This window comes from Emticicia sp. CRIBPO, from assembly GCF_009905725.1.
Lineage (GTDB): Bacteria > Bacteroidota > Bacteroidia > Cytophagales > Spirosomataceae > Leadbetterella.
On the sequence record NZ_JAAAKV010000002.1, the window covers coordinates 158,502 to 170,122 of the forward strand.

General features: G+C 42.0%; 10 protein-coding genes. 5 read left to right on the forward strand and 5 right to left on the reverse strand.

Annotated features, from left to right (window positions below):
- Together GVN16_RS04590 and GVN16_RS04595 are read left to right on the forward strand one after the other, a co-directional pair.
- Positions 1-624 (forward strand): hypothetical protein, encoded by a 624-nt coding sequence (locus tag GVN16_RS04590; protein ID WP_166562675.1) that lies wholly within the window; start codon positions 1-3, stop codon positions 622-624.
- A gap of 11 nt (positions 625-635) precedes the next feature.
- The gene (locus GVN16_RS04595) at positions 636-1,736 is read left to right on the forward strand and encodes a hypothetical protein (protein WP_166562676.1); all 1,101 of its coding nucleotides are present in this window, start codon (positions 636-638) and stop codon (positions 1,734-1,736) included.
- Positions 1,737-1,787: 51 nt separating this feature from the next.
- On the opposite strand, the gene GVN16_RS04600 is transcribed toward GVN16_RS04595, so the two are convergent.
- Positions 1,788-2,396: a DUF1080 domain-containing protein gene (locus GVN16_RS04600; RefSeq protein ID WP_166562677.1), complete on the reverse strand. Its 609-nt coding sequence runs from the start codon at positions 2,394-2,396 to the stop codon at positions 1,788-1,790.
- 300 nt (positions 2,397-2,696) lie between these two features.
- Here GVN16_RS04600 and GVN16_RS04605 point away from each other — a divergent pair, with 300 nt between their 5' ends.
- Entirely contained in the window at positions 2,697-5,933 is a 3,237-nt protein-coding gene (locus GVN16_RS04605; protein ID WP_166562678.1) for a C25 family cysteine peptidase, read from the forward strand.
- 6 nt (positions 5,934-5,939) lie between these two features.
- On the opposite strand, the gene GVN16_RS04610 is transcribed toward GVN16_RS04605, so the two are convergent.
- The 4 genes from GVN16_RS04610 to GVN16_RS04625 form a co-directional block, all read right to left on the reverse strand.
- Entirely contained in the window at positions 5,940-6,644 is a 705-nt protein-coding gene (locus GVN16_RS04610; protein ID WP_166562679.1) for a hypothetical protein, read from the reverse strand.
- Between the two features lie 14 nt (positions 6,645-6,658).
- Positions 6,659-8,545 carry an asparagine synthase-related protein gene (locus GVN16_RS04615; RefSeq protein ID WP_166562680.1) on the reverse strand — a complete coding sequence of 629 codons (1,887 nt, stop codon included), beginning with the start codon at positions 8,543-8,545 and terminating at the stop codon, positions 6,659-6,661.
- Positions 8,546-8,562: 17 nt separating this feature from the next.
- A complete protein-coding gene (locus tag GVN16_RS04620; RefSeq protein WP_166562681.1) occupies positions 8,563-8,754 on the reverse strand; it encodes a hypothetical protein in 192 nt (63 codons plus the stop codon).
- A 233-nt stretch (positions 8,755-8,987) separates the two neighbouring features.
- Entirely contained in the window at positions 8,988-9,884 is an 897-nt protein-coding gene (locus GVN16_RS04625; RefSeq protein WP_166562682.1) for a sugar phosphate isomerase/epimerase, read from the reverse strand.
- A gap of 240 nt (positions 9,885-10,124) precedes the next feature.
- Between GVN16_RS04625 and GVN16_RS04630 the strand changes: the two genes are divergently transcribed.
- Both GVN16_RS04630 and GVN16_RS04635 read left to right on the forward strand, forming a co-directional pair.
- Positions 10,125-10,727 carry a DUF4230 domain-containing protein gene (locus GVN16_RS04630; RefSeq protein ID WP_166562683.1) on the forward strand — a complete coding sequence of 201 codons (603 nt, stop codon included), beginning with the start codon at positions 10,125-10,127 and terminating at the stop codon, positions 10,725-10,727.
- 31 nt (positions 10,728-10,758) lie between these two features.
- Entirely contained in the window at positions 10,759-11,604 is an 846-nt protein-coding gene (locus GVN16_RS04635; protein ID WP_166562684.1) for a dienelactone hydrolase family protein, read from the forward strand.
- The last annotated feature ends 17 nt before the right edge of the window (positions 11,605-11,621 follow it).

Here is an 11,621-nt window from a genome sequence, read left to right on the forward strand (position 1 = left end):
ATGACAGAAGAACAATTAATACGCCGGAAAATAGCAGACCTCAATGATCTCGATCTCAGTTTTAACACCGAAAAAGGCTGGAAAAAGCTGGATCAGCGTCGGAAAAAACCGGCGGGCAACTGGTTAACCCATATGCAGAGAGTAGCCGCTCTCCTGGTTTTGGTTGGGGCAATATGGCTCCTGGTTTCAAAACTGGCCTATTTCCGTAAAATAGAAATAAGTGAGCAGAAACCTTTGCCTGCAGTCAGAACAAAACAGACGGTTAAACAACCTGAAAAAGTTCTGGCCATAAAGAAACCGGCATCTAAAGCCAGGACTCATGTCCCTGTTAAAACCTTAAAAGCGGAACAAAAAATAAACTTCGACGTCAAAGCCATTCAAAGTGAAATACCAAAGCTAAACCTGAGCATAAAAACCATCAAACCGGAATTTAAACAGACCGATTCCATCCCGGAAGCGGGTAATCGTTCAGCAGTTAGGGTAGTTCATCTGAATGACATCCCACGGACCTTCCTCCACACCAATCCGGCAAAACCAAAAGTATTTTATGTCAGAATCGGGACGGAGAGCGTAGAAGTCAATCCTGAAAGTCAGTCTAAAACCATATCCTATATTATCAAATAAATCAAACCTGAATGAAAAAGCTATTATTCATAACCCTGGCATTGCTATGCCATAAAATCATCGCCCAGGAATTCCAGATGGGTAAATACAATCAGAAGCTGGAAATAGAACTGGAAAAACAGCAGAAACTGATCGTTACATCCAATGTTACACCGCTGATCATGCATGCAAGTCACATCAGTTTCGACTCTTTAAAAACACAGTTTGAAACAATGAAGAAACTTCTACCTGAAAAAATATCACCGCTGAATTCAGCCACCTATCTACTTAATTATGACCTGAAAAGTAAAAAGCCACTCATCTCGGTCATACAGCACAAATCAAAAGGCAATACTTATTTACTTGACCAGGAAGACGATCTGAGTGCCGTCAGAACCGGTCAGGATTCGGTCATATTCTCTTTCAGATACAATGAACTACCTAAAGAGATATTTTTCATTCAAAAATATAAAAGCAAATTGCCTGACGAATGGCTTACTCTCAGCTATTGTTTTGTTTTAAACACTACGGATAATCTTGCGGAAGTCGATTCTGATTTCCTGGTCAATCAGATCAAAAACAAAATCGACAAAATAAGCTCAAAAGTCAACGACGCCGGCCTTTACGGAAATCCTGAAATGAAAATAGAAAGCCGTGCAGATCAGCACCTCGAATGGGATTATAAAACACAGGATTTCCTGGCTCTGACAGGAAGGGCCAGCGGCGGCTGGATCAGGGAAAAGTTTGTGCCGGAAATCGGGCTGAATGCAGAACTCATACTAAAAGGTAAATTCGGTATCGGCGTCGGGGTGAATCAGTTCTTTCACTTTCAGAATCCCCAGTCCGAAAACTTTAAAGTGCGGTCAAGCACATTTATCAACCTCAGCTTTTCACCACGGAAGTTTGTTAAGGATGATAACAGCGGCATGACTTTCAGCAAAGTAACTTCTGAGTTTATGGGCAGCTTTTCTGTTGGATATATGATCAGGGACAACAGCGGGTTTTTCCCGAAAAATACCTGGAGAGTCAGCGGTACATTTCCCGTCATGAAGCATTTATATGTAGAACCTGAAATATTCTTTAATGATGCCTTCAAAAGGATTTACCCCGGCATCCGTATCAAAATCATGTAAAACAAAAGAGGCTGCCCTGAAAAGGCAGCCTCTTTTTATGGTTATACAACCTTACAAAGGTTTCACATTGATATTTCTCCAGCTCACTTTGATTCCACCACCGTCATGAATCTGTAATGCTATCTTACCGTCAACAGATCCGATCGCCGCATCATCCAGTTTAACCATCTCTGTGCCGTTAAGCCAGGTAGTCACCACATTGCCTTCTACCCTGATTTTCATTTTGTTCCACTCCCCCATCTTAAGGGCCGCATCTTTTTCTGCTGTCGGTTTAATGATCCAGCCTCTTTTATACGATTCGTAGATCCCACCTGTGCTGTGACCCGGAGGAGCCACCTCTACCTGCCATCCGGCTACCCTGGTACCTGTAATAGAAGAATGGAAGAACACACCGCTGTTTCCGTTGGCATCCTGCTTAAATTCAAGGTCCAGCTCGAAATTCTTAAATGATTGCTCAGTTCCCAGATAACCGTATCCTTTGTCAGGGCCACTCTCACAAACCAATAAACCATCTTTTACAAACCATTTTTCAGTTCCGTAGACCACCCAGCCTGTGAGGTCCTTTCCATTAAACAATGAGATACTACCTGATTTAGACGGTGGCATTTTACAGGCTGAAACAAACGCTACGGCAATGACGAAGAAAATTATTTTTTTCATAAAGAGTTTGAAATAAAAATGGTTGAATTGTTAAGAATATCAAACATAATAAAATTTTTTAATATTGCGAAATCCTGACCTGATCGCTTCCCGTAATTATTCCCCCTCCCGTTTGAGAAAATTTCTTTTCATTCCGGCTGTAAAAACCGGGTATACCTGTCTTTTACCCAAATCTCAGGATTTATTGACAAAAAAATGACTAAAAATGTGTCTTTATGCACATTTGACCGTCTAAAAAGTAACTATTAATTAATTGTCATGATCAAAGTATCCCGGATTATTTACTTTCTAACTTTCAGAGTGTTATTTACTATTACTTGTTTTATTTCATTTATCCCTTCTTCCAGTGCTCAATCTCAGGTTTTCGGTAATGAATGGATTGTTTCCGGTCAAAAATATTACAAAGCCGGGATCTCCTCCAACGGAATTTACAGAATTACTTACCAGGAGCTGAAAAATGCCGGGATGGATATAAGTACAGTCAATCCAAAGAAAATCCAAGTGTTTCATCACGGACGCGAAATGGCCGTGAGGATAGAAGGCGAGTCTGATAATGAATTCAATACCAATGATTACATAGAATTCTATGCAGAAAAAAACAACGGGGAACTTGACAGCCTGGTTTATAAATATGCAAAAAGACCGCATCCTTATCAGACACTTTATTCGGAACAGACATCTTATTTTATCACAGCAGGGCAAAATGATGGGAAAAGGACACAGGCCTACGCCTCCGGCAACGACCCTGTTACGGATACTTATCATATAGAAGAACAGATCGTTGCCACCAATGCCCAGTTCTCGTTCAACAACTTCACCAGCCTTGTGCCGCTGGTGCAGCAAAGCTATTATGAAGAAGGCGAAGGCTGGTCGGGAAAATACATGACCGTCGATTCCACTGCCCGTTTTCCTCTTAAAATGACCAGCCGGGTCAACATAAGCAATCAGAAACCAAAACTGGAGTTTCAGCTCAACGGCCGTTCCCGTAACAGCCACAAAGTCTGGTACGCTCTCAACGAAGAGAAATCCATTGACACCGTTATCATTGCCCCGTATTCTCCGTTCAAAATCTCTCTGGATTTAAATACCAGTCAGATCGTTGATGAAAAGATTGTCCTGAAAACAAGGCTGATGGGTTCGAGCATCTCAGACTGGTACTCTATGAATTACATCAAACTATCCTACCCACAGGCCTTTGCAATGAGCGGAGCAAAGAGCAAATACTTTAACCTAGCAGAAAACAAAGCGGGTAACTCAGTGATACAAATTCAGGACATCAGCCAGGATAACATCATTTACGATATTACCGACCGCTATAACCAACGCACAGCTACCCTGAACAACGGGAAATTCAGAGTGGAGAATACAACCGTCAAAAGGAAGCTTTTTGTAAGTAATGAAATCAAAAAAACACAGTCTGTAGAGGCCGTTAGTTTTCGTCGGCTGGACCAGGAAGCCAATTATCTGATCATTACGCATAAGTCTCTGCTTGAATCTGCGTATGAATATGCCTCTTACCGCTCCTCTGCACAGGGAGGTGGTTTCAAACCGCTGATTGTTGAAACCCGCGAAATCTATGATCAGTTTAACTATGGAGAAAGAAATCCGGCAGCCATTAAAAAATTCTCGGGATATATGCTGGCTAAAGGCCAGGATAAATACATGATGCTGCTCGGCAGAGCCATAAGTTTCCCGGATTCTCTTAAAAAATCTGAAGCTTCAGACTTGGTACCTACCGTTGGTTACCCCGGTTCCGATGTTCTACTGACTGAAGGCATTGCAGGATACCCGGAATTTGTCCAGGCCATTCCCACAGGCCGGCTGAACATTACGACCAATGAACAGGTCCGCAATTATCTCGGCAAAGTCAAAGAGTTTGAAGCCGCCCAGCCCGCGGGTTGGAACAAAAGAGTCCTTCACCTGAGCGGCGGTAAGACAAAATCTGAAATCAACAGCCTTAAAGGCTTTCTTGAGGAGATCAAATCTATCGCAGAAAACCAATACCTGGGAGGTCAGGTAACTTCTAAAAATAAACAAACAGAAGAGGATGTTGAACCTATAGACATTTCAGCACAGGTCAATGAAGGCGTTTCTATGATCACTTTTGCAGGGCATGGATCACCGACGGTCATTGACCTTAACTTCGGATATGTATCTGATCCTAAATACAATTTCAAAAACAAAGGCAAATACCCTCTCATGTTTTTCAACGGCTGCGGTGTAGGTAATATCTTTTACCGTTATCAGACCCTGAGCACCGACTGGCTTGTCACTCCTGACAAAGGCAGTATAGTCATCCTGGCCAATTCCTTCTGGAGTTACGTAAGTTCAACACAGACCTACCTGCAGACCCTGTACAAAAAATCATTTGAAGATCCCTCAGGATTAAACGCATCTATCGGGAAAATACAGCAGGAAATGCACAAAAGCCTGGCCAAACAGGCTCAAACCGACCAGCTGTTAAGAATGGACCTTCAGCAGGTGATACTCCAGGGTGACCCTGCCATCAAAATATTCAAGTTGTCAAAACCGGATTTCTCAGCGGGTAAAATATTCATTTCTTCCGCCAAACCAGGCTCGCCCATGAACTCCGGTGATTCGTTGAATGTAGGTATCATTGCTTCCAACTACGGAAAATATGAGAGCGGAAAACAAATACCTGTAGGCATAACCGTAAAAATGGCCAACGGACAAAGCCGCCCTTACAGTTTCCGGATGAACGTTATGGCTTTCACTGATACTGTTTCTTTCTCTGTCAAAAGAGAACCGGGAATAAAGAGCATTGAAGTATTTCTGGATCATCGTTCAGAAACAGAAGAATTGAATGAAAACAACAATTCAGCTGCACTTGACCTGAGCAACTGGGATGAAATCAGTAAAAACAACAGCTATCCGAACAATATCCTACCGGATAAACTCAGCCCGCTTTTAATGGTCACTATTGATGGCAAAGCCATTGCAAACAATGATTTTGTCAGTAAAAATCCTGCAATAGAAGTCACTCTTGCTGATGACAACGACATTCCCGTTGAAAACAAAGACAACCTTGAAACCTTCATCAGGAAATGTGAAAGCTGCAGTTTTGAAAAATTAAACCATGAAACCGGGGTTCAGAATTTACCCGGCAAACTGATCATCAGCTATCAGTTGGATGATCTTGTTCCGGGTACTTACGAATTACTGGCCAGGGGAAGCGATCTAGCCGGCAATGTGACCCGGAATCCCTACCTGATCAGTTTCAGGGTAGCCGAAGCCTCCGAGCCCTTCCAGTGGTCGGTATTCCCTAATCCGGGTCAATATTTTGTAAAGATCAACTTTAAAGTCATCGGCCAGGCAGCCCCTGAAAGTGCCACAGCCTATTTTTACAATAACCAGGGAGCGATAGTAGATACCTTGAGTATCCAGCCAACGGTGGGAGAAAACACTTTTTACTGGGAAAAAATATCAGAACTGCCTGCGGGGATTTATCACTTGCTCCTGAAAATCGCCGTAAATGGCAAACAGGAGATCATCAAAGGAAAGATATTAAAAAATTAAACCGGCTTATTCAAGGCCGGTTTCTTTTAAAGTCCAGAAGGTCTTTTTGCCAAAATCAATGATACCGGCACCGATACATTCTGATTTCTGACAATAGGTGAGTGATATTACTTCTTTGTAGATCAGACCTTTTTCCAGGGCATAAACATCCGTTTTACGATCCATTGTGAGAGCAGTGGAATCGTTAACCGTACTCACTTTAAGTGTCCTGGGATATAATGTTGTTTCATTCAGCTGATAACTGCCTCCTACTTTCACGTATTTCAGTTCCTGGGGCTCAGCAGTATTTAACGCATTGGTGTTCCATTCAGAGCCTTCTTCTGCAGGAAAAATCAGTTTGGTAAGCGACACATTATTTTCAATCCTGATAAGTTTATCCGGCAATGGTCTGATCAACCACACAGAATCTGCCTTCCAGTCTTCCGAAAGTGTATTCTTTTTGTACCTTACCAGCTGATAAAACCGGTTGTCGTGATCATCTTCTATCATATTACCGATGCTCTCCTTAATCCAGTAATGCCGGGTCTCTGGCTTGTTGGTCAGTGAAAATAATTCCTCCGACACTTCGTAAACCCAGAATCTTCCTTTTTCAACAGGATAATAAGCAGTATCTGCAACCCTGACGACATCGTCGGTTTGACAAGCAGAAAATAATACTCCTGACAGCATCACTGCCCACCTAATATTCACGAACACCTTAAGACTTTTCATTTTTATGGTTTTTTTTACAAGACAGGCCCGTCCTGTACTTTGTATCGATGATTATATTGCTCTACAAAATCAAGCCAGATAGCGAGATAAAGCACCCTGCTGGCCTGCCAGATATGTCTGTTTTTTTTGCTGGCCTTAAGTTTTCCATTATAGATCACTTCAAGACTGAAGTCAAAAGCTTCTCTGGAAATAATATCCCAAACCGGATGAGTCCATGCGTCAGGTCTCCTCTTAAAATCCTGCCATAAAGACTTAAAGGCCCTGTAACCATACTCGGAAAACTCACCCTTGGAGGTGCGTTCAGCAACCTTTTGCGGAAGATAATCCTGCATAGCATCTCTCAGAATCCCACGCCCCTTCCCTTCTCTGAATGAATCCGACAGCGTAACATTGATGGTCAGCTCCAGCAATTCCTTATCGAAAAACGGATAGTCCACCTGCAGGTTCTGTTTTGAAAACAGAGCAAACATTTCTTCATTATGTATTATTCCCGGATCAGAAAAGCAGTATTTAAGTTGTTGTTTCTGGTAATCAGAAAGGGTATAATGCCCCACCAACTCATCAGTATCAAATGTTTTCACGGATTCCGTGATGAGATCATCATTGAAAGCCGGCTTGACAAACATCATGGTTTCAGGCACTTTGTCCTTCCGTGTGGTTTTAGTCTTTAATAACCTGAAAATCTCATGAGCCCTGATCCCGAAGTACTTATTCAATACAAAAACACTGCTGAAGATATTTTTCAGACTCTTTTTCTTCTTCCATTTACTGACAAAAAAATACAGGGCAAACATCCTCACCTTTGCTCTTTTGGTAGATTGTCCCCATTTCGGAGAAAGGAATGCATATTGACTTTCATAATGCCTCAGATACTGACGCATGGCTACAGAAAGTTTCTTCCAGTTTTCAGATTCAAACAATTCCTCCATGTAGTCAAACCCATACCCAATCACCTGGTCTCCCCCGTTTCCGGAAAGAATAATGTCAGACCCTTTCAGGTGGGCGGTTTCAGCCAGGGGTTCGAAAATACTGATCGGAATCGCCATCATCTCAGGTTGGGCAATATCTGCGGTAAGTTCTGTAATGATCCGGCTGAATTCTTTTCCGGGCTTGACAGAGTAATGCCGGGAATCGGAACCTTCACGCTGCCATTTAGATAATACGGCATTCACAAATTCCTTTTCTTCTGCATCTTCTGAGTCAATATCAACATAAAAGGTCTGAAGCTCTGATTTTGATTGGATAACGGACGAAATAGCAGAAGAATCCAGCCCTCCGCTCAGGTTGGCTCCTATGGAATTGAAACCATTGGCTTTACGAAAAACCGAGTGCTCGAAAGTATGTTTGAATTGATCCGAAAGTTGCCGGTAGGTCAGGGCATTATTTTTCTTCAGGTCCAGAAAACCGGTCATTTTCCATTCTATGACACCGTTTTTTATAATCAGGGCCTGAGAAGGTAAGATCCGGTGAATATGCCTGAAAAAAGTCTGGTCATTGACCAGTCCCCCGCGGTTTTCACGGTCAAAATACCGGACAATTCTCTCTGGGTTGATCTCAGCTTTCTGATTCCAGCCATCCAGGATAGCCTTTATCGAAAAACTAAAAAAAAGAGGAACATCGTCAGCAGCAACATCTGCAGACGGACTTCCTTCAGGGGAAGGGTAAGCATAAAAGAGAGGAAACAGACCAAAGAAGTCACGGAATGCCGCAACATAGTTATTCTTGCGGTCATGAATGACAAAGGAATGATCTTCAAATGCGGTATTGAGAAAAGACTCTCCCAAACTGAGGTACCCGTCAATCAGTGTTTCTCCAAATGAAATGGAAGAACACCAGACGGTAACTTCTCCTTTTGTGACAAATCGATTCTCAAAACCGCAGAATCTGACTTTTAAAGACATCCTTTAAGAAGTTTTGCTTAGGCTGAAAACCCGCCTTCCAATGGAGCATCACTTGCGGATCCTGCTTTCATGGTAAGCCTGGTAATTTCGCCGTACTTCATCAGCATCGGTGTCTGATATTCCATTTTTTCAACGTGTCTGTTTTCATTTGCACTGGTATTGACAGTATCCGCTGCCATGTTTTTACTGTCTGGGTGTAAATTGGTCATATGTTATAAATTAATTTGATATTTATTACCATCAACATTTTAGACGGAGAAATATCAAAAAGTCACATTTCCCCTGAAATTTTTCCAAAGACTTTATAGAAAATAAAAAAATGGTATCAGAAAATACGGAAGAAGTCTGCAGGCAGAGAAATGAAATAAAAATACCAATCTCGTTATCAGCCAGATAACGATAAAAAAAGCCGGAGGAATTAAATCTCCGGCCTGATGTCCGCTTATAAACGGGATGACATATATTTTATGTATTCCGGAAAAACCACCTCCGGATTTTCAATTGTGGGATGCCAGCGTTTTTCCCACTCGAAACTGTAGTATCCTTTGTACTTATTATCCTTCAGTATTTTGACAGCCTCTGCTATAGGCCCGTTTCCGTCACCTGCTGCCAGGTATTTGAACTTTCCGTCCTGTTCTATGATCCCGTCTTTTAAATGGGTGTGCCTGATATACGGCTTCAGGGTATCATACATCAGTTGCGGAGATTCTCTTGTGACAATATACATATTAAAGAAGTCCCAGATCAAACCTGTGTTTTTGGAAGATACATTTTGCATAATCCACAACAGGTCTTTGGAATAAACCACTTCTCCATGGGTTTCCAGTAAGACCGTCACCCCGGTTTTCCCGGCAAAAGTACCCAGTTCATTCATCCCTGAGGCTATCTTTTCCAGTGTGGCTTCTTTACTGTATTCTTTTGGCAGGTTGTTAGGAAATACCCTCACAAAAGGGCAGCCCAGTTTCTCAGCCAGTTCAATATAGCCTTTGGCCTGGTCCAGTTCCGTTTTCCGGCGGGTTTCCTCATGAAAATGCAGATTGGCAGAAGAGCCCAGGTTAACAATAGAAAGGCCTGCATCCTTAAACTTCTTCACGGTTTCCGTTATTCCTTTTCCAGTAAATTCAGGGCATTTCAACAAGTCTATTTCCTTGCCGAGTCCCCTGAACTCAATTCCGGAATAGCCCCATTTAACGGCATTTGAAATAATTTCATCCAGATTCCAATCCGGGCATCCGAGGGTGGAAAAAGAAAGCTCGTGCTTTGATTTTAACCAGCTGAAATCAGCATTGATTGAAAAAACCAAAGGAACGGCACTTAGAAAAGTCCTTCTGTTGATCATAAACAATAAGAGGTTTTATAAAGGTTGAATACGAAAATGTAATCAAATCTAAAAAACTTAAATTCAAAAATGAGATTTTCTCCTCCTTATTTATCTGAATCCAAACGTTTTCTGATAAATAAACATAAAAGTCACATAAAGTTTTTACATAATTTAAATACTTTGCCTAGTTTCGTTGTTACAGTTATGTAAGGATCGCATTCCGTTTTATTACAACCATTTCTAAATTTTGACCCTCTGATGATTAGATTTTATGGTAGAATTCTGACTCTCGCTGTCTTGATTGTCGTGGCTATTTTTATCTGGGAAAAAATCAAAGGCATCAGCTTGTTTGGAAATACCCGGACTGAAACTACGCATAATATGGTTTTGAAAGAAATCACCGCGATGGGAAAACTCGAGCTGGCTAAATATTCTTACCGCGATGTGGTGGAGCAAAAAATCATCCGTGATTACCTTCCTGACCCAAAGGCCATGCTCATTATTCAGGGGGAAGCCATCGGTTGTATTGATCTTTCGAAAATCAAGGCTGACGACATCGTTTCTGAGGGCGATACCATTATTATCAATATGCCTGATCCGGAAATCTGCAATCATAAAATAGACCATTCAAAATCAAAGATATACCATACAGAATATGCTTTTATGAATGAAAAACTGCTGATGGAAGAGGCGTATAAAAAAGCGGAGCAGCAGATTTTTGAAACCGCCCTGGCTTCTGACATCCTGGAACAGACCAAAAAGAACGCTGAAATGGTTTTAAAGCCGCTTCTTGAAAATGCTTCAGGTAAAAAAGTGGTATTGAAATATAAGCTCCGGTCAACACTGGAGCGACTAAAATAAAATCATCAATCAATTAAAACCGGTTATTATTATGTTTAAAAAAGTTCTTCTGACACTTTCAGTTCTGACCGCAGGATTTTCTTCGTTTTCTCAATCCTGTTGTGAAATGGTTTTTGCATCCAACGACGGCAACATGTCTGCTTTTGTGGCTGATGCTAATTTCAGAAATATGCACCCGAGCCCGCTTCCTTATGTACATATCAGTGAGTTCGGCGGTGAAATGATCCAGATAAATACTTCGGGAGAAAAAGCCAATGCTTATCTTATAAAATCCAGGGTAAAATCAGATAAATGGCTGTTTGTCTACCAGGAATGGTGGGGTTTGAACGATCACATCAAAAAACAGGCAGAAGTGTTTTACAAGGACCTGGGACAATCTGTTAATGTACTGGCCCTGGACATGTATGATGGAAAAATCGCCACCAACCCCGGAGATGCGGGACAGTACATGCAGTCTGCGAAAGAGGACCGCCTGGAAGCCATCATGAAAGGCGGGATAGATTTTGCCGGGAAAAAGGCAAAAATTGCGAGTGTGGGCTGGTGTTTCGGAGGAAGCCTTTCGCTTAAATCAGCTATTCTTGAAGGAAAGCAGGCTGTCGGCTGCGTGATGTATTATGGCATGCCCGTAAAAGATATCGCTAAACTAAAAACATTGAATACCGATGTGCTGGGGTTGTTCGCCACCGAGCAATGGATTTCAAAAGAAGTCATCGAAGAATTTGCAGCCAATATGAAAGCCGCCGGTGAAAAACTGGACTACAAGATTTTTAACGCTGCCCATGCTTTTGCCAACCCGAGCAATGCCAAGTTTGATGCCGAAGCTGCCGGTGAAGCCTATGCCCTGGCTATCAATTATCTGAAAAAGAAATTAAAGTAACAGGAACGCCCGGCGGT